Origin of the sequence: Pelagibacterium sp. 26DY04, from assembly GCF_031202305.1 — a bacterium.
Classification (GTDB): Bacteria; Pseudomonadota; Alphaproteobacteria; order Rhizobiales; family Devosiaceae; genus Pelagibacterium.
In genome coordinates this window covers 1,100,476-1,123,897 of record NZ_CP101731.1, presented here as the reverse complement: position 1 = coordinate 1,123,897, position 23,422 = coordinate 1,100,476, and the positions used below count along the sequence as shown (strand labels likewise).

The 23,422-nt window shown below is 63.4% G+C and carries 20 protein-coding genes; 8 read left to right on the top strand and 12 right to left on the bottom strand.

The features are described from left to right. Positions 1 to 115: 115 nt before the first annotated feature. On the bottom strand, positions 116 to 757 hold the full coding sequence (locus NO932_RS05325) for a type VI secretion system-associated protein TagO (RefSeq protein WP_309210058.1): 642 nt from the start codon (positions 755 to 757) through the stop codon (positions 116 to 118). Positions 758 to 1,010: 253 nt separating this feature from the next. Here NO932_RS05325 and NO932_RS05320 point away from each other — a divergent pair, with 253 nt between their 5' ends. After that, positions 1,011 to 2,147, top strand: coding sequence for a GGDEF domain-containing protein (locus NO932_RS05320; protein WP_309210056.1), 1,137 nt, complete (start codon positions 1,011 to 1,013; stop codon positions 2,145 to 2,147). Positions 2,148 to 2,419: 272 nt separating this feature from the next. Next, on the top strand, positions 2,420 to 4,453 hold the full coding sequence (locus tag NO932_RS05315) for a methyl-accepting chemotaxis protein (RefSeq protein WP_309210055.1): 2,034 nt from the start codon (positions 2,420 to 2,422) through the stop codon (positions 4,451 to 4,453). 36 nt (positions 4,454 to 4,489) lie between these two features. Here the strand turns inward: NO932_RS05315 and NO932_RS05310 are convergent, their stop codons facing one another. The 4 genes from NO932_RS05310 to NO932_RS05295 form a co-directional block, all read right to left on the bottom strand. Then, positions 4,490 to 4,822 (bottom strand): cupin domain-containing protein, encoded by a 333-nt coding sequence (locus tag NO932_RS05310; protein WP_309210054.1) that lies wholly within the window; start codon positions 4,820 to 4,822, stop codon positions 4,490 to 4,492. Beyond that, positions 4,819 to 5,274, bottom strand: a complete 456-nt coding sequence (gene soxR, locus NO932_RS05305; protein ID WP_309162131.1) for a redox-sensitive transcriptional activator SoxR — start codon at positions 5,272 to 5,274, stop codon at positions 4,819 to 4,821. Before soxR ends, NO932_RS05310 begins: the two co-directional genes overlap by 4 nt. A 13-nt stretch (positions 5,275 to 5,287) precedes the next feature. After that, positions 5,288 to 6,823, bottom strand: a complete 1,536-nt coding sequence (locus NO932_RS05300; protein WP_309210052.1) for an MFS transporter — start codon at positions 6,821 to 6,823, stop codon at positions 5,288 to 5,290. Positions 6,824 to 6,903: 80 nt separating this feature from the next. Further along, on the bottom strand, positions 6,904 to 7,506 hold the full coding sequence (locus NO932_RS05295) for an NAD(P)H-dependent oxidoreductase (protein WP_309162134.1): 603 nt from the start codon (positions 7,504 to 7,506) through the stop codon (positions 6,904 to 6,906). Positions 7,507 to 7,680: 174 nt separating this feature from the next. Here NO932_RS05295 and NO932_RS05290 point away from each other — a divergent pair, with 174 nt between their 5' ends. Then, on the top strand, positions 7,681 to 8,049 hold the full coding sequence (locus NO932_RS05290; protein ID WP_309162135.1) for a helix-turn-helix domain-containing protein: 369 nt from the start codon (positions 7,681 to 7,683) through the stop codon (positions 8,047 to 8,049). Positions 8,050 to 8,162: 113 nt separating this feature from the next. Here the strand turns inward: NO932_RS05290 and NO932_RS05285 are convergent, their stop codons facing one another. Beyond that, positions 8,163 to 8,705 (bottom strand): TetR/AcrR family transcriptional regulator, encoded by a 543-nt coding sequence (locus NO932_RS05285; RefSeq protein WP_309210051.1) that lies wholly within the window; start codon positions 8,703 to 8,705, stop codon positions 8,163 to 8,165. 81 nt (positions 8,706 to 8,786) lie between these two features. Here NO932_RS05285 and NO932_RS05280 point away from each other — a divergent pair, with 81 nt between their 5' ends. Further along, a complete protein-coding gene (locus tag NO932_RS05280; protein WP_309210050.1) occupies positions 8,787 to 10,301 on the top strand; it encodes an MFS transporter in 1,515 nt (504 codons plus the stop codon). A 73-nt stretch (positions 10,302 to 10,374) separates the two neighbouring features. Further along, the gene (locus tag NO932_RS05275; protein WP_309210049.1) at positions 10,375 to 13,278 is read left to right on the top strand and encodes an insulinase family protein; all 2,904 of its coding nucleotides are present in this window, start codon (positions 10,375 to 10,377) and stop codon (positions 13,276 to 13,278) included. 3 nt (positions 13,279 to 13,281) lie between these two features. Here the strand turns inward: NO932_RS05275 and NO932_RS05270 are convergent, their stop codons facing one another. The 4 genes from NO932_RS05270 to NO932_RS05255 all read right to left on the bottom strand — a co-directional run bounded on the left by NO932_RS05270 (position 13,282) and on the right by NO932_RS05255 (position 16,923). Next, positions 13,282 to 14,901 carry an alpha-amylase family protein gene (locus tag NO932_RS05270; RefSeq protein ID WP_309210048.1) on the bottom strand — a complete coding sequence of 540 codons (1,620 nt, stop codon included), beginning with the start codon at positions 14,899 to 14,901 and terminating at the stop codon, positions 13,282 to 13,284. A gap of 55 nt (positions 14,902 to 14,956) precedes the next feature. Next, positions 14,957 to 16,264, bottom strand: coding sequence for a sorbosone dehydrogenase family protein (locus NO932_RS05265; protein ID WP_309210047.1), 1,308 nt, complete (start codon positions 16,262 to 16,264; stop codon positions 14,957 to 14,959). A gap of 81 nt (positions 16,265 to 16,345) precedes the next feature. Next, positions 16,346 to 16,657 carry a type II toxin-antitoxin system RelE/ParE family toxin gene (locus tag NO932_RS05260; protein WP_309210046.1) on the bottom strand — a complete coding sequence of 104 codons (312 nt, stop codon included), beginning with the start codon at positions 16,655 to 16,657 and terminating at the stop codon, positions 16,346 to 16,348. Next, on the bottom strand, positions 16,654 to 16,923 hold the full coding sequence (locus tag NO932_RS05255) for a CopG family ribbon-helix-helix protein (RefSeq protein ID WP_309210045.1): 270 nt from the start codon (positions 16,921 to 16,923) through the stop codon (positions 16,654 to 16,656). Before NO932_RS05255 ends, NO932_RS05260 begins: the two co-directional genes overlap by 4 nt. A 238-nt stretch (positions 16,924 to 17,161) precedes the next feature. On the opposite strand from NO932_RS05255, the gene ilvD reads away from it, so the two are divergent. The 3 genes from ilvD (at position 17,162) to NO932_RS05240 (ending at position 22,202) form a co-directional block, all read left to right on the top strand. Beyond that, on the top strand, positions 17,162 to 19,006 hold the full coding sequence (gene ilvD / locus NO932_RS05250) for a dihydroxy-acid dehydratase (protein ID WP_309210044.1): 1,845 nt from the start codon (positions 17,162 to 17,164) through the stop codon (positions 19,004 to 19,006). A gap of 63 nt (positions 19,007 to 19,069) precedes the next feature. Then, positions 19,070 to 20,023: a DMT family transporter gene (locus NO932_RS05245; protein ID WP_309210043.1), complete on the top strand. Its 954-nt coding sequence runs from the start codon at positions 19,070 to 19,072 to the stop codon at positions 20,021 to 20,023. Positions 20,024 to 20,396: 373 nt separating this feature from the next. After that, complete coding sequence (locus NO932_RS05240; RefSeq protein ID WP_309210042.1) at positions 20,397 to 22,202, top strand: ABC transporter ATP-binding protein; 1,806 nt, start codon at positions 20,397 to 20,399, stop codon at positions 22,200 to 22,202. On the opposite strand, the gene NO932_RS05235 is transcribed toward NO932_RS05240, so the two are convergent. Next, complete coding sequence (locus tag NO932_RS05235) at positions 22,199 to 22,888, bottom strand: hypothetical protein (RefSeq protein ID WP_309210041.1); 690 nt, start codon at positions 22,886 to 22,888, stop codon at positions 22,199 to 22,201. The two genes, NO932_RS05240 and NO932_RS05235, sit on opposite strands and share 4 nt — an antisense overlap. Further along, positions 22,885 to 23,412: an RNA polymerase sigma factor gene (locus tag NO932_RS05230; protein WP_309210040.1), complete on the bottom strand. Its 528-nt coding sequence runs from the start codon at positions 23,410 to 23,412 to the stop codon at positions 22,885 to 22,887. Before NO932_RS05230 ends, NO932_RS05235 begins: the two co-directional genes overlap by 4 nt. Positions 23,413 to 23,422 lie beyond the last annotated feature (10 nt).

Here is a 23,422-nt window from a genome sequence, read left to right as displayed (position 1 = left end):
TTAGTCTGTGAGGAATCGCCGTCGCGGAGGCAACGGCGATCGCTTTGTAACGCCGCTGAACCGTTCGGTGTTCCTCAATCTTATAGACCCACTGTCAAACTAATGTGAAGCAATCTTATACCCCGCAGGCGTCCCGCACCGGCTCGATCGCCGCCTCGATTCCTTCCATCAGAAAGCTGATGGTCACCGACCGCTGGGCCTGGGGCGTGGCGCGCACATAGAGCCTTTCGGTCTGCAGCAATTGGTCGATCACCGCCCGCGCCGCGTCGGGCTCGTAGAACCCGATCGCCATGCGGTCGGGGCTCAATTGAAGTGATTGGCTGCGCGGCGGCTGGCGGTCGTATTGCAGCGTGATCGTCCCGCTCTGGGAGGTGGGTGTGCCCATGAACTGGCCGGCAAAGGCGAACTGAACCACCGGCGCATCGTCCTGGCAAAGGATCGTCAGCCGCGCCGGCGCCCGCCCGCGCGGCATGGCCGGGATAAGCTGTTCCGATTGCAGTGTGGCAAAGGGCAGCTCCGTCCCCTCGATCTGGGACACTTCCACACCGCTCGCCCACATGCCCTGGGCGGGCGTATCCTCGGTCTCGTCCCCTCCCGTGAACTGATCGGACCGGAACAGGGAATCATAGCATGCCAGCCGTTCGGTGGCCGGCCCGATGGCCGCGCAGCGCTCGGGCGAAGGCTGGGCAATTGCCGCCATGGGCGCCACTGCTCCCGTCAGCGCCATCAGGGTTGCGACCAGCCGTCGTCCCGCCATACTCTCACGCTCCCACTTTTTGCATTGCCCACAATGTGATGGCCGGGGCGGCCCAAGTCCATACAGTTTCACGATGTTGTTTGCGTTCACCGTGGCAGCCGGCGTGCATTCCTCTGCCCCCGTTTCACACTTAGATAAAAGCTTACGCTTGCGGTTAGGGTTCTGCTCGCCAGATCGGTTGTACTCCAATCAGGCGATCGCTCCGCGCCCCTCGGTTATCGGACCGGGACAAGGAATTGGATTCCGGCACAGCATGCAACTCGACTTCGTTACCCTGTACGTCATCATCCTGCTCAACTCGGCAAGCTTTGCCGTCGTTTGGCTGCTCTTCGCTTACAAACATCCCTCCATAAAGGCCGCCCGCTATTGGCTCGCCGGATTGCTGATGAGTTGCTGCAGCGGGCCATTGCTCTTTCTGGGAGGTGCGGGCGGCCTGGCCAACATGGGCTTGGCCCTCGTCGCCGGCAGCTTTGCCATCATGTGGCAGGGACTCGAGGTTTTTTACGGCCGGCGCTTCAGCGCCGCCGTGGTCGGCGCAGTTCTTGCAACCACATGGGCCGCCTTGGCCGCATTCGGATACAGCCAGATCACGATCAACATCATCGCCGCGATCAGCCAAATCGTCCCGCTGGCGATGGCGGTCGCCACCCTCTGGCGTCATGGCAGGGGTTCGGCGGGAGCAAGCGTGGCTATCGCAGCCCCGGCGATCGCCATCCTCGGGCAAAGTGGGGAAGCGGTTTCCAATACGTTGCGCCTTTTCGGCCTGCTTTCGACGGACTCCTATTATGATTTCGCCGCATGGTTTCTGGTTTGCGCCATCATCGGCGGCAGCATCTGGCATCTGGGCTTCCTTCTCATGGTGGTCGATCAGATGAGATCGAACCTCATCAAGCTCGCCACCAGCGACGATCTGACCGGCCTGCCCAACCGGCGCGGCCTGCGCGAAAAAATGTTGATCTGCGAGAAATCGGCGCGGCACACGAACACCGGCGCAGTGCTGATGATGATCGACCTGGACAAGTTCAAGTCGATCAACGACCGGTACGGCCATGCAGCAGGCGACGCCGCCCTGATCCATATCGCCAATCTCACCCGCGACCTTTTGCGCGCCGATGACATCCTTGCCAGGCTGGGAGGCGACGAGTTTTGCGCCCTGCTTCCCGATATCGACCGCAGCGAGGCGGTACGGATCGCCCAACGGTTCACAGACACCCTTGCCGATACGCCTCTCAAGTGGAAAGGTCGGGACGTACCGGTATCGGCGAGCGTGGGCATCACCGAATGGCGCCCCGGTGGCCGGTTGAGCTTGCCGGAGAGTCTCGAGCGGGCCGATGAGCGCATGTTCGGCATCAAGCGCAGCAATCATGCCGCGCTGGCGCTGAGCGCCTAGAAGCGAGGACTTGTCGCGTGTCCGAACCGCAGAACCGTGCCCATTCCCGGCCAAGCCGAGGACATGCTTTTTGCTGGACACGTTTTAGCTGCGCCTTCAGCACCATTGTGCCGGTTGCCTTGTCTTTAATTTAACGAAGTTGCTCCACGTTGCGCCGCGGGGGAGGCTCGCGGGGTTCGGCGGGCCAGCTTCGGTCGACATCGTCGTCCGAGGCCATCGGTCGAACTCCAATCTTCGTTCGGAGCCATACGGCTCATTTATAGAGTTTGACTATGCTCAAGATCGTCACCGGCAGCATCGGCCGCCGCATGTCGTTTTTGCTCGTAATGTTTGTCGTCGGCCTCGTCGCACTTGCGAGCTTCCAGCTTTCCAGCACCCACCGCAATCTGATCGAGCTTAAAAAGCAGGAGATCCAGAGCGTCGTCCAGGCGAGCGTTTCCATGCTCGATAGCTTCAACGCCCGTGTCCAATCCGGCGAATTGACGCTTGAGGAGGCCCAGACGCAGGCCAAGGCCGCTCTGACCGCGATCAACTATTCGGGCGACGACTACGTCTTCGCCGTGACCCACGACTACATCATGGTGGTCAACCAGAACCCCGACGTCGTGGACACCAACATGCGCGACCGCACCGATTCCAACGGCAAGCGGTTCATCGAGGAATATACCGACGGCGCCCGTCTCAACGGCTCGATCTTCACGACCTTCGGTTTCTCCGGCAACGGCGAGATCGGTGAAGTGGACAAGCTCACCTATGTGCAGAATTACGCGCCCTGGGAATGGGCCATCGGCACCGGCGTCCTCCAGACCGACATCGACGCGATCTACACCAACAACGTGATCACGAGCGGCGGCATCGCCATTGCGATCATCGCCTTCCTCTCGGTTGCCGGCTGGCTACTCTCGCGCAGCCTCACAAAGCCCATCAACGCGCTCAACGCCCAGATGGTCCAGATCGCCGACAACCAGTTCGACGTGGAAGTGACCGGCACCGGTCGTGCCGACGAACTGGGCACCATGGCCCGTGCCGTCGAGGTGTTCCGCGAGAACGGCAAGAAAGTCGCCGAGATGACCGAGGCCGAAGCCGCCCGCATCTTCGCCGACCAGAAGGCCCGCACCGAAATGATGGCCGAGCTGCAGCAGGCTTTCGGCGATGTTGTCGATGCCGCCATCGCCGGCGATTTCTCCAAGCGCGTTCCGGCCAAGTTCCCCGATGCCGAGCTCAACGCGCTCGCCGGCTCGGTCAACACCCTGGTCGAGACCGTCGATGAGGGCCTTGACGAAACCAGCCAGGTTCTGGGCGCCCTCGCCAATACCGACCTCACCCGCCGCATGGAAGGGAACTATCAGGGCGCCTTCTCCAAGCTCAAATCCGACATCAACTCGGTGGCCGACAAGCTCGGCGAGATCGTCGGCCAGCTCCGCGAGACCTCCAACGCCCTGAAACTGGCGACCAGCGAGATCCTCTCGGGCGCCAACGACCTCTCCGAGCGCACCATCAAGCAAGCGGCGACCATCGAGGAAACCTCGGCCGCCATGGAGCAGCTCGCCACCACCGTGGTCGACAACGCCAAGAAGGCCGGCAATGCCAGCGAGAAGGCCAACGCCGTCTCCCGCGCCGCCGAGGAAGGCGGTCAGGTGATGACCGACGCCAACCACGCCATGGAGCGCATCACCACCTCTTCGGCCAAGATCTCCAACATCATCGGCATGATCGACGACATCGCCTTCCAGACCAACCTCCTGGCCCTCAACGCTTCGGTCGAAGCGGCACGCGCCGGTGAGGCGGGCAAGGGCTTTGCCGTGGTGGCCGTGGAAGTGCGGCGCCTCGCCCAGTCCTCGGCGGAAGCCTCCAGCGAGGTCAAGGCGCTGATCGACCAGAGCGCCATGGAGGTCAATGCCGGCACCAAGCTCGTGGCCGAAGCTGCCGGTAAGCTCTCGACCATGCTCGAAGCTATCCGCGCCACCAACACGCTGATGGACGGCATCGCCCGCGACAGCCAGGAACAGGCCGCCGCCATCGAGCAGGTCAATGTCGCGGTCCGGCAGATGGACGAGATGACCCAGCACAACGCAGCCCTGGTCGAAGAGATCAACGCCTCGATCGAGCAGACCGAACGCCAGGCGGTCGAACTCGACCGTGTGGTCGATGTCTTCACGCTCACCGAAACCCGCCGCCAGGCCGAGCCCGAACCGGCTCCGGCCGCCGGCGCCAAGAGCCTGCAGCAGAACGTGCGCACCGCCGCCAAGACCTACCTCAGTCACGGCAACGCGGCCGTCAAGGACGACGACTGGTCCGAGTTCTGATCCAACCTTTAAAGGGCGCCCACCAGGCGCCCTTTTTCAATGGGCGGGCACCGACACGCAGACCAGCTCGGTATCGGCCTCCACCGCCACCTCCCCCGGCGTATCCGCCGGCACGTGAAGCACCTCCCCCGCCCCGGCCGTGAACGTTTCCCCGCCCGAGTGGAGGGTGAGCGCGCCGCTCATCACCACCCATATTTCAGCGTAGGGGACGGGCAGATCGGCGGTTTCGTCCTTGCCGAGCCTTGCAAAATACGCGCTGAGGTCACCGCCGTCCTCCTCGGCGACCGCTTGGGCAATGGCAATGGCCTTGCCTGGAAACGACTGCCAATCAAGGCGATCGGCGGTGAATTTGCGCAGTTTGGACATCATTGCTCTCCCCGAGGGTCTTCGATCCAGTAGCGCGGTCCCGAGCCGCCCTGGAATGCGGCATCGTCGGGATTGAGCACCTTGCACGATTTGAGCGACAGGCAGCCGCAGCCGATGCAGGTGGAAAGCCCCTCCTTGAGGCGCTTGAGCTGGGCGATCTGCGCATCGATCCGGCACGTCCAGGGCTCGGACAGCCGCGACCAGTCGCGGCCGGTGGGAACGTGATCTGTCGGCAGCTTGTCGAGTTCGGCCTTTATCTCGTCGAGCGTCATGCCGAGCTTTTGCGCGAAGACAATGAAGGCCAGCCGCCGCAGGGTATGGCGCGGAAAGCGGCGGTTGCCGCTCCCGATGCGTTCGGCGGCGATCAGCCCGCGTTCCTCATAATAGCGCAGCGCCGAGGCCGCGACGCCGGAGCGCCGCGAAACTTGGGTGATGGTGAGAACGTCTTCGGGCATGCTCCCCTCTCCTTCAACCAGCCGGCGCGTTGTCGAGCCGTACGTTTCGCAGCCCTCCCAACGTTACGGCGATAAAGCCGAGATAGAGAACTATGGCATAGAGATAGACCGTATAGGTGGCGTCGGTGAAGGCATGCCGCGCTGCTTTGAGCAACGCCCGTCCCTCGGCGCCGGGCAGGGTTTGGGCCAGCGCCACGGCCCGACCCACGCTTTCGATTGCTTCCCGTGCGTCCGGCCCGACCGTCAGCGACGCCTGATAGACGATCACCGCCAGGCTCCCGCCCACCGCCAACCCCAGCGCATTGCCGAGGCTGCCCGCCACCTCCTGCGCGCCGCTCGCCGCACCCGTGCGATTAACGGGAGCGCTGGCGATGATGATTCCGGCGCTGAGCGCAAAGATCGGACCGCCGCCCACCGAGGTTATCGATTCCCCCAGCACCAGAACCACGCTCGCCACCTCGCGCGGCAGCGACATACCGACCAGAACGATGATGGCGCCGGCAAGAGCGAGCACCGCCCCGCCGGCAATGGCGGTCGCCGGCCGCATCCAGTCGAGCAGGCGCGGCGCCAGAACTGTCGACGCGACCTGCAGCGCTGCCGGAATGGTCAGCAGCACTCCCGCCTCCAGCGGAGAAAAGCCCAGCACCGATTGCAGGTATTGCGCGAACTGCATGTAGCAGGCGCCCAGCGCCATCAGGAACAGCAGCAGCATCGTCAGCGCCGCCGCAAAGCCCGGATTGGCGAAAAGGCGCATGTCGAACATGGGTTCGGAAAGCTTCAGTTGCCGCCGCACGAATACCGCGCCGATCAACACCGCGGTCGCGATCATCAGCGCGTAGGACCAGGCAAAACCCGCCGCCGCCATTTCCTGCAATCCATAAACCAGAAGCGCGATGGCCGCGAGCGAGAGGCCTACACTCAAGAGATCTATGGGTCCGCCTTTGCCCGTTCCGATCGCGGGCAGAAGCGGCATCGCCGCCAGGACAAGGATGCTTACCGGCACGTTGGCCAGGAAGATGGCGCCCCAGGAGAAATGTTCGAGCAACACTCCGCCAATGGGCGGCCCGAATGCGGCGCCTCCCGAAAACGCGGCCATGAACACCGCCACTGCCGTCGCGAGCTGCCGGTCGGTTGGGAAAGCATGGCGCAACAGCACCATGGTTGCCGGCGCAACGGTGACCGCGGCGATCCCGATCAGCCCGCGCGCCAGGATCAGGGTCTCTGCGTTGGGCGAAAACGCCGCCAGCAGCGAAAAACTGCCATAGGCGATCATGCCGATTGCCAAAAGCCGGCGCGGCCCGATCCGATCCGCCAGCGTGCCCGCCGTAAGGACGAGCGAGGCACTCAAGAGGTCGCCGATATGGAGCGTCCAGAGTTGCTGTGTCGCCGTGGGCGCCAGATCGGCGGCAATCGATGGCAGCGCAAGAAACAGCACCGACATGTCGATGGCGACCATGAAAATCGGCACGGTGAGGACAGCCAGCGCGAGCCAGGCACGCGCATCCGGTCCCTGCTGGGTGAGGGTTTCATTTGGTTCTGTAACGGACATAAGGCGCTCCGGTTTTTACCAAGGAGCAGCCTTATAAAAGTTCAAGTCCACTTGAGATCAAGCGGTTTCCAATCGCAGCACTACGCCGCCTCGGTATGGGCGCCGTCCCCGGCCTCAGCCTGCCGCAACGGCTTGAGGGCCGCCGCCCATTTATGAAGCTCCTCGAGCATGCCTGCGGCCCCTTCCTCCATCGGCTGGTTGGGACGGAACACCCCGTCCTCCCCGATGAACTCGGCAAAGTTCGGAATCGGCACCATCTGCGCCAGGGCGTGCACGTTGACGTTGCCCAGAAGCTGGCGCAGTGCCTGGGCCGACCGCAAGCCGGCCGAGATCCCGCCATAGCTCACGATCCCGGCCGGCTTGCGCCCCCATTCGGCCAGCAGCACCTGGATGGCGTTCACAAGGCTGGCGGGCGGGAAAAAATTATACTCAGGTGTGACGAAGACGAACGCATCGGCCTGCGAAACAATCGTGCTCCAGCGTTTGGTATGCTCATGCTGGTACTGCCCGAAAAACGGTATTGCCGCTTCGTCCAGCAGCGGCAGCCCGACCTCCGCCAGATCGACGAGTTCGACGTCGAATTGTTCCCGTTCCGAAGCGAACGCTTCCACCCAGCGCGCGATTGTCGGGCCGACGCGTCCGGGCCGCGTGCTGCCGATGATGATCTTGAGATTGACGGTCATTTGGTCCTTTCCGGCGCGAGCGAACACACCCGCGCAAACAGGCACGTTTTCATCTTTGCTCTCGCCATGAGTGCTTGTATCGGTTGGCAACTGTGGTATCGATTGGATACCACACCCTAGGTACAGCATGTAATCGCCGACGCAAGACGGCACTTTTTCGATACCGAGGTATCCTTGGCGAAACCGATCCATCTCGACGGAGCACATCCCGACTGCCGCGCGGCACGGGACCTGCTCATCATCATTGGCAGCAAATGGGCCGTCCTGGTTGTGTCCATGCTGGCGATCCGCCCCATGCGCTTTTCCGAACTCAAGCGCGAGATCGGCGACATCACCCAGAAATCGCTCACCGCCGTACTGCGGGAGCTGGAAAAGGACGGCATCGTCGAGCGCACCGTCACCCCCATCATCCCGCCTCGCGTCGATTACGGCCTCACCGATCTAGGCAAATCCCTCCTCGGCCCCATCAACGCGCTGGCCGACTGGGCCGCCGAAAACCAGTCAGCCGTTGCCGAGGCAAGGGCCAGGTTCGAACAAGCCTGAGGGCCAAACCGACAGTCTCCTCATCAATAGCCTGCCGATGGAGTACGGGACTTGCTCCCTGAATCCAGCGGTAGCCCCGGCCAGAGCCACCAGCCTCAATGCAAACCCACGACTCACCGCAGCAATAGGTCGAGGATATCGTCGTGGATATCCCGCCACTGGTCCTCGCCGATGGGATGGAAATCGAAGCCGCGCAAAAGGAATGCGCCCTCGGCGGCCAGGAGCGCCAGCCGCACCTTCCGTCCGCGCGGCGTGGACGTATCGAGCTGCCCCAGCAGCTTGCCGTAATATTCGTTGGCGCTGGCCCGGTATTGCGGCGAACGCATGAAATTGACGATCAGCGCGATGCTGCGCTCGGTCATGGTGTCGGCGGCGTCCCGGCTGGCCTCCACATACCCCCTTATGCGGGCTTCGGGCGTGTCGCCCGAGCGCGCCACCACCGCCTCGGCGATCCTGTCGCCGGCCGCGAAGACGCGGTCGAACATGGCGTCGATCAGCGCATCCTTGGTGGGAAACGCATATAAAACCCCGCCCTTGGAGACCCTCGCTTCGGCCGCCACCCCGTCGATGGTCAGTTGCCCCGCGCCTTCCCTCATCACCACGCGTTCGGCCGCGTCCAGCAACGCGCCTCGGTCGATTGTCTGCCTTCTGCCCATTTCGCCTCTTTTCAATCCGTCTGGACGGTTTTATATACCCCGCAGTCCGACAATGCAAATCGCTACCGCTTAGAGGTTCTCATGTCTGCCCCCCGCAATCGATGGCTGGTTCTCCTTGCCGTGATGCTGGCCTTTATCCCGGTGGTCATCGATATGACCATCCTGCACATCGCCGTTCCCTCCCTCACCCTGGCGCTGGGCGCCACCGGCACGGAGATCCTGTGGATCATCGACATCTATCCGCTGATGATGGCCGGCCTGCTCGTCCCCATGGGCACGCTGGCCGATCGCATCGGCCACCGCCGCATGCTGCTCACCGGCCTTGCCGTCTTCCTGGTCGCCTCCGCCACCGCCGCCTTCGCGCCCTCGGCTGCAGCGCTCATCGGCGCACGGGTCTTCCTGGCGATCGGCGCCGCGATGATCATGCCCAACATTCTCGCCATCATCCGCCAGAGTTTCGAGGATGAGAAGGAGCGCGGCATCGCGTTCGGGCTGTGGGGCACGGTCGGGGCCGCCGGCGCCGCCATCGGTCCGTTGACCGGCGGGTTCCTGCTCGAGCATTTCTGGTGGGGCTCGGTGTTCCTCGTCAACGTGCCGATCATGCTGCTGGTTTGGCCGCTTGCCTATTTCACGGTGCCGCGCACCGCGCCGCAAGGCCGGGGCCGCTGGAGCATCGGGCAGGCCCTTGTGCTGATCGCCGGCCTCATCGCCACGGTCTATGCCATCAAGTCCGGCTTCAAGCCGTCGGGTGATCTGCTCGTCACCTTCGCCAGCCTTGCCGCCGGTCTCGCCCTGCTCGGCTGGTTCGCCCGCCAGCAGATGCGCTCGCGCCAGCCGATGCTGGATCTGGGGCTCTTCGCCCGGCCAGCCATCACCATGGGCATCGTCATGGCCATCGTCGTTTCCGGCGCGCTCGCCGGCGTCGAGTTGACCATCGCTCAGGAGCTCCAGTTCGTTGTCGGTCGCTCACCGCTCGAGGCGGGCCTGTTCATGATGCCGCTGGTTGCTGCCACCGCCATCGGCGGCCCCATCGCCGGATATATCACGGCGACCCTGGGCCTGCGGTCGGTGGCGTCCTTCTCACTGCTCGTTGCCGCCGCAAGCCTCGCCGGTCTGGGGCTGAGCGATTTTCACAATCCCGGCTGGGAGGTGATCGCGCTCATGGCTGTGCTCGGCCTCGCACTCAGCATTGGGCTTACCGCCTCGTCCATCGCCATCATGAGCGGCGCCCCGGCCGAAAAGGCCGGTGCCGCCGGGGCGCTGGAAAGCACCGGCTATGAATTGGGCGCTGGGCTCGGCATCTCCATTTTTGGGGTCCTGCTCTCTTCGGTCTACGCCAATGCCATACGCATCCCCGCCGTCCTGGCCGATCGTGTGGAGGCAGGCGCGGCCAATTCCATCGGCGAAACCATGATCGCCGCCGAGCGCCTGGGCGCCGATGGCGAGTTGCTGGTCCAGGCCGGCCGCGCCGCCTTCTCCGATGCCCATGGCATCGTGCTGCTCACCGCCGCCGCGATCATCGCCCTGCTCGCGGTCGTCGTCTTTCTCGCCCTACGCAACCATCGCGCCGCAAATGCCTCGGCTGCCGCTCACTGAGCGGCAGCGCCTTGGCAACGCCATGCAGGGCTCTTAAGTGTTAGCGACACATCCCGCCAAAGAGGAGCCCGTCATGCCCCATCACGCCGCTTTCGACCTTTTGACCGAAGAACAGATCGGGGAGGTCAACGCGCTGGCGCGGCTCTACCGGCACAAAAAGACCGGGGCGGAAGTGCTCTCGCTCATCGCCGATGACGAGAACAAGGTGTTCGGTGTCTCCTTTGCCACCCCGCCCGAGGATTCCACCGGCCTGCCGCATATCCTCGAGCATTCGGTGCTCTGCGGCTCGGAAAAATTCCCGGTCAAGAAGCCCTTCGTCGAAATGCTCAAGGGCTCGCTGCACACGTTCCTCAACGCCATGACCTTCCCGGACAAGACCGTCTATCCGGTGGCGTCGCAGAACCTTGCCGATTTCTACAACCTCACCGAAGTCTATCTCGACGCGGTGTTCTTCCCCCTGCTCTCGCGCGAGACCTTCCAGCAGGAGGGTTGGCATTACGAGGTCGAGAACCCGGCCGAGCCGATGATCTTTAAAGGCGTGGTCTTCAACGAGATGAAGGGCGCCATGTCCTCGCCCGACCAGGTCAACTACGCCTATGCCCTGCAGTCGCTCTTTCCCGACACCACTTACGCCAATTATTCCGGCGGTGATCCAAGGGTGATGCCCGACCTCACCTATGAGCAGTTCAAGGCTTTCCACACCCGCTATTATCATCCGTCCAACGCCCAGATCGTTTTCTATGGCGACGACGATCCGGCCAAGCGCCTCGAACTGCTCGACGCCGTGCTTTCGCGTTTCGAGCGCGGCGAGAGGGCGCCCGCCATTCCGCCCCAGCCGCGCTTTGCCGAGCCGCGCCACATCGAAAAGACCTATCCTTCCGACACGGAAAATCCACGTTCGAGCTTCGTCACCCTCAACTGGATGCTCGAGCCCAGTGGCGATATCGAAACCCAGCTCGCCCGCACGGTCATGCGCCGCGCGTTGGTCGGCAATTCCGCCGCGCCGCTCCATAAGGCCCTGACCGAATCCGGGCTGGGCGAAGCGGTGATCTCGACCGGCATGGAATTGGCCCAGCCCGTCCTCAATTTCGGCCTGCGCAACACCTCTGCCGAAGACGCCGAAAAGGTCGAAACCCTGATCCTCAACACGCTCGCCCATCTGGCCGAGCATGGCATCGACGACGCCACCATCGAAGCCACCCTCAACTCCCTCGAATTCGAGCTGCGCGAAAAGAACACCGGCGGCCAGCCGCGCGGGCTGATCTATTTCTTCGGCGCGCTTTCCGAATGGCTCTATGGCCGCAATCCGCTTGACGGCCTGCGCTTTGAAGACGCGCTTTCCTCTCTCAAGGCGCGCATCGCGTCGGGCGAAAAGGTCATCGAAGCGATGATCCGGTCCGAACTGCTCGACAACACCCACCGCACCACCCTCGTGCTGCGCCCAGACCGCGAGCAGGCCGAGCGCGAGGATGCCGCCGAGCGCTCGCGCCTCGACGCCGCCCGCACCGCGATGAACGACAACGACATAGCGGCCGCCGTCGAAACCACGCGCAAGCTCAAGCAACTCCAGAACGCCGCCGACAGGCCCGAGGATCTGGCGAAGATCCCGACCCTCACCGTCGGCGACCTGCCGCGCCAGGGCGCGACCATTCCCACCGAGGAGCTGGCCGTCGAGGGCGTGCGCACCCTGTTCCACGACCTTGCCACCAATGGCATCGTCTATCTCGATCTCGGCTTCGATCTCAAAACCCTGCCGCGCGAGCTGCTGCCCTATCTCCCGATCTTCTCGCGGGCACTGAAACAGACCGGCACCTCCAGCCAAGATTTCGTCGCCCTCACCCAACGCATCGGGCGTTCTACGGGCGGGGTCGCGGTCTCGCGCCTCACCTCCCCCATCCTGGGGAGCAATGAAGCCGCTGCCTATCTGCTGGTCCGCGCCAAGGCGGTAAGCGACAAGACCGGCGAGATGCTGGCCATCGTCAATGACATTTTGACCGACGCCCGCCTCGACAATCGCGACCGCATCCGCCAGATCGTCGCCGAAGACAAGGCCCGCGCCGAAGCCTCGCTGGTTCCGGCCGGTCATCAATACGTCTTCGCCCGCCTCCGCTCGACGCTGCACGAAGCCGACTGGCTGGGCGAGCAGACTGGCGGCATCACCCAACTCCTGTTCCTGCGCGATCTCGCCGCGCGGATCGAAACCGATTGGCCCTCGGTCCAATCGGCCCTCGAAGACATCCGCAAGCACCTGGTCAACGCCGGCGCCGCCATCGTCAACGTCACCACCGACGGTTCGGCCTGGCCGGCCTTCGCCGGGGAACTCGAATCCTTCCTCAAGGGGCTTCCTCGTCACGCCTTCACCCGCGCCGACTGGTCGCCGCTCCCCGCCCCGGCCAATGAGGGCCTGACCATCCCCGCGCAGGTCAATTACGTCGCCAAGGGGGTGAACCTCAAAAAGCTCGGGCACGAACCTTCGGGGGCGCTGTCGGTGGTCACCAAGTTCCTGGGCACCTCCTATCTCTGGGACAAGGTGCGTGTGCAAGGCGGTGCTTATGGTGGGTTCGCGAGCTTCAATCCCCTGTCGGACACATACGCATTCGGCTCCTACCGCGACCCGAATCTGGTGGCGACGCTCGACGTCTACGACGCCGCGCCGGCCTTCTTGCGCAAGGGTGTCAGCAAGTCCGATATAGAGCGGTCGATCATCGGCACAATCGGCGATCTCGACCCGTATATGCTACCTGATGCGAAGGGGTATACCGCGCTCGTCCGCACTCTCACCGGGGTCACCGACGAGTACCGCCAGGCCCGGCGGGAGCAGGTTTTGTCGGCGTCGCAGGCCGATTTTTCGGCGGCTGCGGACCTCCTCGAGGAGGTGGCGCGGAATGGGCATGTGGTGGCGATGGGGTCGGAGAAATCCATTACGGCGGCCAATCGGGAGCGCAATGGATTTCTCAATGTTTCCAAGGTGTTGTAGCGGCTAACCGGCGGCTATCCAGCGAATACCGTAGGGTTCAAGTTCAATCTCGAGGCGGCCTGCCTCGAGGTTGAACACGCCCTCACCCAGCACCACTTCGGCGTGGCCATAGCGCGCGGTATCGAGAGCGATATCAAGGGCTTGCACGTTGCCCGAGAGGTTGTGCAGCATCAGGATTCCGCTCTGTGCGGCCCCATAACGATGGGCCAGAACCGCATTTGTTCCGGTGTCGATGAACTCACAGCGTTCAGACCCCAATTCACGGTATTGAACGCGCAGTTGAGCCAAGCGTTTAATGTGGTTGAGCAATGATTTGGAATCCTGCCGCTGAGCCTCGACGTTCACCTTGCCGTAGCCATAAGGTCCATCCGCAATTGTCCTGACGCCGAGCTTGCTCGGAGCGGCCGAGGAGAACCCGCCATTCTTGCCGCTCGACCACTGCATCGCGGTCCGCACCGCCTCGCGCTCGGGCAGCTCGAGATCGTCGCCCATGCCGATCTCGTCGCCATAGGGGATGACCGGCACCCCAGGCATCGAGAACAATAGCGAATATGCCATTTTCAACCGGTCAACATTGCCCTTGAACATCGGCGCCAGGCGCCGCCTGATGCCCCGGCCATAAATGCGCATCGCCATCTGCGGCGCGAACCGGGCCAGGACATCCTCCATTTCCTCGTCTTCGAGCCGCTCGAGATCGGCTTCGTCGAGATTGCGCAGGAAATTGGCCCATTGCCCATTGGCCGGCGGGCGCGGCAGGGAATTTATGGCGTGGCTGACCGGCCGCGCATCCTCACGCGCCAGGGCAAGCAGCAGATAGTTGTCGAGATAGAAATTGAACATCATGTTCAATTGCTCGCCGTCGAAGAAGGACGCCAATTGTCCCGGATCTTCATCGACTTCGCCCATCAGGACGACATCGGGCTTGCGCTCGGTGGTGTGCTTGTAGATGTGCCGCAGCGTGGCATGGGTGGGATCGATCTGGTTCTCGGTATCGAGCGGCCGCTCGATCAGGTGCGATGCGGCATCGATGCGGAAACCCGAGATCCCGAAGCTGCACCAGAAATCGATGATCCTTTCGACCTCGTCGCGGACCGCCGGGTTCTCGTGGTTGAGGCCGGGCTGAAAATCGTAGAACCGGTGATGGTAATAGGCCCCGCCGATCTCGTCGTAGGTCCACACCCCTGTTTCGGTGCCCGGAAACATCGGGCCGCGTCCAGGCGGGGTGGCGGGCGGATGATCGGTCCAGATGTAATAGTTGCGGAACGGGGACTGCTTGTCGTGCCGCGCCGACCGGAACCAGGGATGCTCGATGGAGGTGTGCTGAACCACCAGGTCGGTGATGACTCTTATCCCCTGCTCTCCAGCCGCGCGTATAAAGGCGATGAAGTCGTCAAAACTGCCGTAGCGAGGGTCGATGGAGAAATAGTCGGTGACGTCGTAGCCGTTGTCGCGATTGGTGGAGGGATAGAAGGGGAGGAGCCAAAGGCAGGTGACACCAAGCTCCCCCAGATAGGGGAGCTTTTCGGTCAGCCCCGGAAAGTCGCCGATGCCGTCTCCATTGCCATCGCAGAACCGCTCCACATCCACCGCATAGAAAACGGCATCCTTCCACCAGTCTTTCATGACCACCTCGTCTCGTTCATCGGTCGGGAACGATGGTGGTTGAGCTTGGTTCCCGCTATGCCGGCGTGACGCGCCAGACGACATGTCCGACGTCGTCGGCAACCAGAAGCGCACCGTCACCGGAGATGGTGACGCCCACCGGGCGGCCATTGGAGTATTTTTCGTCCGCGGAGAGGAAACCGGTCAGAACATCGATCGGATCACCGGCCGGGCGCCCCTCCTGGAACGGGACGAGGATCACCTTGTAGCCCGAGAGCTTGGACCGGTTCCACGATCCGTGCTGGCCGATCACCATGCCGGCGGGCAGCCCCGGCAAGCGGCCTGCATCGAGCCAGCACAGGCCAAGCGATGCCGTGTGGCCGCCCAGCGCATAGTCGGGCGCGATGGTTTTTTCGACGAGATCGGCGCGCTGGGGCTGCACGCGGTCGTCCACGATGTCGCCCCAATAGGCATAGGGCCATCCGTAAAATCCCCCGTCGCGCACCGAAGTCAGGTAATCGGGCGGCGTTTCGTCCCCCAGCCCGTCGCGTTCATTGACGACGGTCCAGAGCTTCCCATCATGCCAGGCCATGCCGACCGGGTTGCGCAGGCCACCGGCAAACTCCCGGTTCTGCTCGGTTTCAAGATCGATCTCGACGATGCAGGCCCGCCCTTCCTCGGCCTCGAACCCCTCGTCGGCGATATTGGAGAGCGAGCCAATCGCGACATAGAGCTTGCTGCCATCGGCGCTGGCGATGAGGTTGCGCGTCCAGTGGCCGCCATCCTTCATCGTAAAGATGGTCCGGCCCTTGGCGGTGATGCTGGTCTGCCCCTCTTCATAGGGGAACGCCACGACGCTATCGGAATTGCCGACATAGAGCGTCGAGCCGACAAGCGCCATGCCGAAGGGCTGGTGAAGGCCAGAGAGGAAGATTTCCCGCACTTCGGGAATCCCGTCCCCATCCGCATCGCGCAGGAGGGTGATCTGGTTGGCGCTGGGGTAAGTGGCCCCGGCCCGCTTCATGGTGCGGTTGGTGGCGTAATCCATAAAGCCCCGCACCTTGCGCGGGATCGTCGCGGACTCGGCCACCAGCACGTCGCCATTGGGCAGAACGTAGATCCAGCGCGGATGCTTGAGGTTTTCGGCAAAGGCCGCAACCTTGAGGCCCGTGGCCACCTCGGGCTTAGCCCCATGCTGCCAGCCACGCGCCGTGGGCATCTTGAGCATGGGAATGGCGCCCTGGGGCTGCGGTTCGGGGATGGCCGGCGTCGTCCCGAATTGCGGGGTCCGCGTTTTGACCCGAATGTTCCACCAAAGAATCCCGCCCCCGATTGCGACGACGATAACCGCAACCAGTACCAGGAGTGCCGTTAGCCAAGACATGAAGACCTCCGCCCCACTTAAAAGATAGAGCATTCCGCTTTATCCGAGTCGCGCGGAATGCTCCTAATGCGTATGTGATGCCTATGGCTGCACAGGCCAGTCGTCGGCGGGCCAATCGCGAGAGGTGTGAATGACGCGGACGATCACGATGGTTTCCCTAGCCGCCATATTCCGCAGTTCATAGGCGATGATAAAGGGAAGACGGTCGAGGGATTTTTCATAGGTTCCGCTCACCCGCCCCGGCCTCCCGGTCGCAAAGTCACCGAGCTTGTTTCCGGCGTCTTCGATCGCATCCACCACTCGTTCGGCGGCAAGTGGATTGTCCTCGGCGATATAGCGCAAGATTTCGAGGTTATCCTTCAGCGCCTCGATCGACCAGACAACTGGCCTCATTCGCGCGCAGCTTTCCTGCGCTTTGCGTCCTCGATAACCTCACGCATCCCCTCAACAGCCTGCGCATGGGGGATCACCCGGCCGGCCGCAGCATCATCCATGCCGCGTTTGATCCCGTCGATAATCTCAAGCTCGCGATCCACATAGGCTGCGACGGCCTCACCAGCCAGAAACGATCTGCTGCGCTGTGTGTCGGCTGCGATCCGGTCGAGCTTTTCCTTGACGTCGGGCCGAACCCGAATTGTCATTGTGGTGCTGGCTGACATGAAAGCTCCTGTATCGATATGTACACAAGATAACACACCCATCCCTCGCTCGCAATGAATGGAGATCTGCCGCAGGCCACAACCGTACCGGGCGTTACGGTTTGTGTTTACATCGGGCGACAGGAGGCGTAGACATAGGGAAACGAGGATGCCCCACCGCTATGGAGCGGCAAGGAGCGCATCCACCGGCCGAGCGAAACGGCCCGGATTTCAATGACTTTCGCCGACAGGTGACCTCATGCCCGCATATCGTTCGAGAACCACTACCCACGGCCGCAACATGGCCGGTGCCCGCGGCCTCTGGCGCGCGACCGGCATGAAGGACGGCGACTTCGGCAAGCCGATCATTGCCGTTGTCAACTCCTTCACCCAGTTCGTGCCGGGACACGTGCACCTTAAAGACCTGGGGCAGATGGTGGCGCGCGAGATCGAGCGGGCCGGTGGCGTTGCCAAGGAATTCAACACGATAGCCGTCGATGACGGCATCGCCATGGGCCATGACGGGATGCTCTATTCCCTGCCCAGCCGCGAAGTCATCGCCGATAGCGTCGAATACATGGTCAACGCGCACTGCGCCGACGCCATGGTCTGCATTTCGAACTGCGACAAGATCACGCCGGGCATGCTCAACGCCGCCATGCGGCTCAACATTCCCGTGGTGTTCGTCTCGGGCGGACCGATGGAAGCGGGCAAGGTGGTCCATCGCGACAAGCTGCAGGCGCTCGACCTCGTCGACGCCATGGTGGTCGCCGCCGACGACAGCTATACGGACGCAGAAGTCCAGGCCATTGAGGAAGCCGCCTGCCCCACCTGCGGGTCGTGCTCGGGCATGTTCACCGCAAATTCCATGAACTGCCTAACCGAAGCGCTGGGACTTTCCCTGCCGGGGAACGGCTCCACCCTCGCCACCCATGCCGACCGCAAGCGCCTGTTCCTCGAAGCCGGCCACCTGATCGTCGACCTGGCCCGCCGCTATTACGAGCAGGACGACGAAAGCGTTTTGCCGCGCTCGATCGTCACCAAGGAAGCGTTCGAAAACGCGATGGCGCTCGACATCGCCATGGGCGGTTCGACCAATACAGTTCTGCACATCCTCGCCGCCGCCTATGAAGGCGATGTCGATTTCACCATGGACGATATCGACCGGCTTTCCCGCAGGGTTCCGGTACTCTGCAAGGTCGCGCCGGCCAAGCAGGACGTGCACATGGAAGACGTCCACCGCGCCGGCGGCATCATGAGCATCCTCGGCCAGCTCGACCGCGCCAACCTGCTGCACCGCGAACTGCCCACCGTTCACAGCGCCACCATCGGCGATGCGCTGGACCGCTGGGACATCTCGCGCACCAATTCGGAAAGCGTGCGCCAGTTCTACATGGCCGCACCGGGCGGCGTGCGCACCACGGAAGCGTTTTCGACCCAGAACCGCTGGACTGAACTCGATCTCGACCGCAAGGAAGGGGTCATCCGCTCGGCCGAACACGCCTTTTCCAAGGATGGCGGGCTGGCGGTGCTCAAGGGCAATATCGCCATCGACGGGTGCGTGGTGAAGACCGCCGGGGTCGATGACTCGATCCTCAAATTCACCGGCAAGGCCGTGGTCTATGAAAGCCAGGACGATGCGGTTTCGGGCATTTTGACCGGCAAGGTCAAGGAAGGCGACGTGGTCGTCATCCGCTATGAAGGCCCCAAGGGCGGACCGGGCATGCAGGAGATGCTCTATCCCACCAGCTACCTCAAATCCAAGGGGCTGGGCAAAGCCTGCGCACTTCTGACCGACGGGCGCTTCTCGGGCGGCACCTCGGGCCTGTCGATCGGGCATGTTTCGCCCGAAGCGGCCAATGGCGGGGCAATCGGGCTGGTGGAACAGGGCGATACGATCGAGATCGACATCCCCAATCGCACCATCAACCTCCTGGTCCCGGACGCCGAGATGGCGCGCCGCCGCGCCGCCGTGGAGGCCAAGGGCGAAGCGGCCTGGAAGCCGGCAGCCCCGCGCAAGCGCAAGGTGACCACCGCACTCAAGGCCTATGCCGCCTTTGCCTCCAGCGCCGACCGCGGCGCGGTGCGCATCCTGCCCGAATAAACCAATCTTTAGCGCCGCTCCCCTATTGGCGGAGCGGCATTCTCTCGTTTCGAAAGCCCCACCATGTCCAGTCCGGCCACCGGGCACCAGGATCGCCGCCTTTTCGCCATTGGGCTGGTACTGACCACCTATGTCTTTTTCGCCATCTGCGACACCTGCGCCAAATGGATGGCGGTGTCGGGGATGCCGCCGGCGCAGGTGGCGTTCGGGCGCTATGCGCTGCAATTTGCCTTCATGGCCGGATTGCTGCTGCCCCGGTTCGGGCTCGCGAGCTTTCGTACGGGCCGTCCGGTCCTGCAGATATTGCGCGGGTTCGGCCTGCTCGGGATGACGGCGTTCAACTTCTTTGCCGTGCTCTACCTGCCCCTCACCGTAACCTCATCGATCATGTTCGGCATGCCGCTGCTGATCACCGCGCTTTCGGTGCCGTTCCTGGGCGAGCAGGTGGGCTGGCGGCGCTGGCTGGCCATCGTCATCGGGTTTTTGGGCATCCTGATCATCGTGCAGCCATGGGGCGCCGATTTCCACTGGGCCGTGTTCCTCTCGCTGGGCAGCATCGTTTCGGCCGGGTTCTACTTCATCCTCACGCGCAAGCTGACGGCAACCGAAACCACCAACAGCCTTCAGCTTTATGCGGGGCTGGTCGGCACGCTGTGCCTGCTGCCTTTCGCGCTGGCCAATTGGACATGGCCGGAGGGGCCAGTGGCCTGGCTGATCTTTCTGGGCGTCGGCGCGGCGGCAATGACCGGGCATCAGATTTCGATCATCGCGCATCGCTATGCCCCGGCCTCGGTTCTGGCGCCGTTCGCCTACAGCCAGATCATCTGGATGACGCTGTCGAGCTGGCTGATCTTCTCCCAGCCGCCAACCGTCTGGCTGTTCGTGGGCGGCCCGATCGTCATCGGATCGGGGCTCTATATCTGGCTGCGCGAGCGGGAACTGGCCAAGGCATCGGTGAGCCCCACATCGAGTGTGGAGGCCGAACAGCGGACCGACGTGGCGCCGGCCAAGGTGTAACCGAGGCTCGAGTGACTTTTTCGTGATCGGAGGACTTGGCGAAGCGAAATCTCTTCGCTATAAGGCTCGTCCCTTCTCTCGAACTCACGGAGGCGTTGCATTGTCATCATTGATCGCGCCCTCCATGGGTAGTGCACTGGATTTCCCGCGCTAAGTCTTTGTTTTTCGCGCTTCCGAACCGCAAAACCGGTTTCCATCCCCGGCCAAGCCGGGGACATGCTTTTGCTGGAAGCGCTCTGGGAAACCCCGCACCCGCCGACGTCCCCGCACCGGCGATATCGGCCCTATTTTCCCTTTTATGATTCGGACAACGGACGCCTGAGGCCGTTGCCACACCTTAAGGACCAGTGCGCCCGAACGCCTGGCATTCGCAATGACTTCGAGAAAAAAGCTTTCGCGGAGCAATGTCTTCCGCTCGGTTTTCGTCTTCGTGTGGCGCTATTGGCGCCGGCAGCCGGTTCGGCTGACGCTGATCAGCGTGCTGATCGTGGCGGCGACCCTCGCCGACGTTCTGACGCCCTATTACGCCGGCCAGATCGTCGATGCCGTCGCCAGCGGCACGACCGGCGACGAGGCCTCGCTCGCCTCCGCGCTTTCGGCATTTGCCATACTGCTCGCGCTCGGGCTGGGCGCCCTGATCCTGCGGTTCTTCTTTTTCCGCGGCATCATCACCTTCACGCTTTCGATGATGAAGGAGATCGTGGGCGAATCATTCTTCCGGGTGCAGCGGTTCTCGACCGACTGGCACGCCAACACCTTCGCCGGCTCGACGGTGCGCAAGATGTCGCGCGGCATGTGGGCGGTCGACCTGTTCAACGACACGATCCTGATGGCCATGCTGCCCTCGATCGTGATGCTGGTGGGCACCACCGTGCTGCTGGCCGCGTTCTGGCCGCTGATGGGGCTGGTGATCGGGCTGGGTTCGCTCGCCTATATCGTGCTCACGGCAGTGCTGACGGTGACTTTCGTCGCCCCGGCCGCGACGCTTTCCAATAGCTGGGACACGCGGACCGGCGGCGCGCTAGCGGACGCGGTGAGTTGCAATGCCGTGGTCAAGGCGTTCGGCGCCGAAGCGCGCGAAGAAGCCCGGCTCGACTGGGTGGTCAACAAATGGCGCTCGCGCACCAGCCGCACATGGAACCGGGGCAACATCAACGGCACCGTGCAGGTGGCGACGCTTCTGGTGCTGCGCGCGGCCATTCTGGCCGTGGGGCTGATCCTCTGGCAGCAGGGAGCGGCGAGCGCGGGCGATATCGCATTCGTTCTGACCTCGTTCTTCGTGCTCCAGGCCTATCTGCAGGACGTGGGCATGCATATCCGCAACCTGCAGCGCTCGGTCAACGACATGGAAGAGCTGGTGGAGATGGACGGGCAGGCCTACGGCATTGCCGACAAGCCCGGCGCCGACCCCATCCGCATCGGAGATGGCGCGATCGCGTTCGATAACGTCACCTTCCGTTATGGGGGCCACACGACGCCGCTCTACAAGGACTTTTCGGTCGATATCGCTTCGGGCGAGAAAGTCGGGCTTGTGGGGCATTCGGGATCGGGCAAGACGACGTTCGTCAAGCTCATCCAGCGCCTGCATGACGTCAATGGCGGCCGGATCCTGATCGACGGGCAGAATATCGCCGACCACACGCAGTCGAGCCTTCGGAGCCAGATCGCCATCGTGCAGCAGGAGCCGATCCTGTTCCACCGCACGCTGGCGGACAACATCGCCTATGCGCGGCCTCATGCGAGCCGGGCCGAGGTGATCGAGGCGGCGAAGATGGCCAACGCTCACGACTTCATCGTCACGCTGCCCAAGGGGTACGAGACGCTGGTGGGCGAGCGCGGGGTCAAGCTTTCGGGCGGGGAGCGCCAGCGCGTGGCGATTGCACGGGCGTTCCTTGCCAACGCGCCGATCCTGATCCTGGACGAAGCGACCTCGAGCCTGGATTCGGAGAGCGAGTTGCTGATCCAGCAGGCGATCGAGCGGTTGATGACCGGGCGCACGACGCTGGTAATCGCTCACCGGCTGTCGACGGTACGCGCGCTCGACCGGATCCTGGTGTTCGACAAGGGCAAGATCGTCGAGGAAGGCGATCACACAGCGCTCATCCGGCGCGAAGGCGGCATCTACCGGCGGCTGTTCGAAAAGCAGGCGCTGGAACTGACCAAGGGACTGGTCGCTTAAGGCCGTCCGAACCGCTCGGCCTCCTCATCGGGGGTGAGCGGGGCGCCGGCGCCCACGGAATCAAGGTAGGCGTCGATGCTGGCCGAGATACGGTCGGAGGCGGCGACAAAGCCATCGCCCGAGGCGCCGGCGATGGTCATTTCCACCGCATAGCCTGCCCCTCTGTCGCAGGCGACGCCGCTCAAGGGGTTTTCTCCCTCCAGCGCAAAGCTGCGGCACAGGCCCTCTTCGATGGGATAAGAGCCGAGAACCATCATCTCGCCGCCGTCCAGCGAAGTCGGCGTTCCGGCGGGCGCTGTCGCTATCGCCGAGGCAAGGGCGGCATAGGGGTCGGCGGGCTCGACCGAACGTCCGAACAGATAGCCACCTCCGGCGCCGATCGCCAGCAACAGGCATGCGGCGAGCGGCAGCGCTGCCCGAACCCAGGAGCGGCGCGGGAAAGCGATAACGGCAGCGGGGGCAGCATCTTTCCGTGCGGCCGCGAGGAGACCGGCGGGCGGCGGGGCGGCAAGGACATCGGCAAAGGCCGACTGTGCAGCTTCGGCACTCGCGCGGAACAGGTCGGCGCGTTCGGCGAGAGCCGGATCGGCGGCAATGGCGGCGGCGACGGATGCACCGGTTTGGGCGTCGAGCTCTCCATCGACATAGGCCATCAGCATTTCATCGGTCACTTCTTGAGGTTTCATCGTCCTGTTTCCGCCGTTCTTGCGGCCACGGCGCCAGGCCGGGCCAGGTCCTCGGCCAATCGCATGCGTGCCCGGGCCAGCCGGCTCATGACTGTTCCGACGGGAATATCGAGAATTTCCGCCGTATCGCGATAGCTCAGGCCCTCCACGCACACCAGGGTCAGGACGCTGCGCTGCTCCTCGGGCATGGCGGCGATGAGCCCCCATGTGCGCGAGAGTTCGGAGCGGCTTTCGACAAGGGTTCTGCCATCCTCGCCTGGCTTGTCGTTTTCCGGGTCGCTGACGTCCTGGAGAACCTCGCGGCGGCGCTTGCGATAGGTATCGACCCAAAGATTGTGGATGATGCGCATCATCCACGCATCGAGCCGCGTGCCGGGCGTGTAGCTCTCCCTGGCGCGCAAGGCCCGCTCGCATGCCGCCTGCACCATGTCGTCCGCATCGGGCAGCGAGCGGGCGAGCGAAAGCGCAAAGGCGCGCAGCCGAGGCAGAATCGCAACGATCTGATCGCCGATATCGGCCGACACGGATATCTCC

Coding starts and splice junctions, on each gene's coding strand:
- NO932_RS05325 (WP_309210058.1), bottom strand. CDS start 757: ATGGCGGGACGACGGCTGGTCGCAACCCTGATGGCGCTGACGGGAGCA.
- NO932_RS05320 (WP_309210056.1), top strand. CDS start 1,011: ATGCAACTCGACTTCGTTACCCTGTACGTCATCATCCTGCTCAACTCG.
- NO932_RS05315 (WP_309210055.1), top strand. CDS start 2,420: ATGCTCAAGATCGTCACCGGCAGCATCGGCCGCCGCATGTCGTTTTTG.
- NO932_RS05310 (WP_309210054.1), bottom strand. CDS start 4,822: ATGATGTCCAAACTGCGCAAATTCACCGCCGATCGCCTTGATTGGCAG.
- soxR (WP_309162131.1), bottom strand. CDS start 5,274: ATGCCCGAAGACGTTCTCACCATCACCCAAGTTTCGCGGCGCTCCGGC.
- NO932_RS05300 (WP_309210052.1), bottom strand. CDS start 6,823: ATGTCCGTTACAGAACCAAATGAAACCCTCACCCAGCAGGGACCGGAT.
- NO932_RS05295 (WP_309162134.1), bottom strand. CDS start 7,506: ATGACCGTCAATCTCAAGATCATCATCGGCAGCACGCGGCCCGGACGC.
- NO932_RS05285 (WP_309210051.1), bottom strand. CDS start 8,705: ATGGGCAGAAGGCAGACAATCGACCGAGGCGCGTTGCTGGACGCGGCC.
- NO932_RS05280 (WP_309210050.1), top strand. CDS start 8,787: ATGTCTGCCCCCCGCAATCGATGGCTGGTTCTCCTTGCCGTGATGCTG.
- NO932_RS05275 (WP_309210049.1), top strand. CDS start 10,375: ATGCCCCATCACGCCGCTTTCGACCTTTTGACCGAAGAACAGATCGGG.
- NO932_RS05270 (WP_309210048.1), bottom strand. CDS start 14,901: ATGAAAGACTGGTGGAAGGATGCCGTTTTCTATGCGGTGGATGTGGAG.
- NO932_RS05265 (WP_309210047.1), bottom strand. CDS start 16,264: ATGTCTTGGCTAACGGCACTCCTGGTACTGGTTGCGGTTATCGTCGTC.
- NO932_RS05260 (WP_309210046.1), bottom strand. CDS start 16,657: ATGAGGCCAGTTGTCTGGTCGATCGAGGCGCTGAAGGATAACCTCGAA.
- NO932_RS05255 (WP_309210045.1), bottom strand. CDS start 16,923: ATGTCAGCCAGCACCACAATGACAATTCGGGTTCGGCCCGACGTCAAG.
- ilvD (WP_309210044.1), top strand. CDS start 17,162: ATGCCCGCATATCGTTCGAGAACCACTACCCACGGCCGCAACATGGCC.
- NO932_RS05245 (WP_309210043.1), top strand. CDS start 19,070: ATGTCCAGTCCGGCCACCGGGCACCAGGATCGCCGCCTTTTCGCCATT.
- NO932_RS05240 (WP_309210042.1), top strand. CDS start 20,397: ATGACTTCGAGAAAAAAGCTTTCGCGGAGCAATGTCTTCCGCTCGGTT.
- NO932_RS05235 (WP_309210041.1), bottom strand. CDS start 22,888: ATGAAACCTCAAGAAGTGACCGATGAAATGCTGATGGCCTATGTCGAT.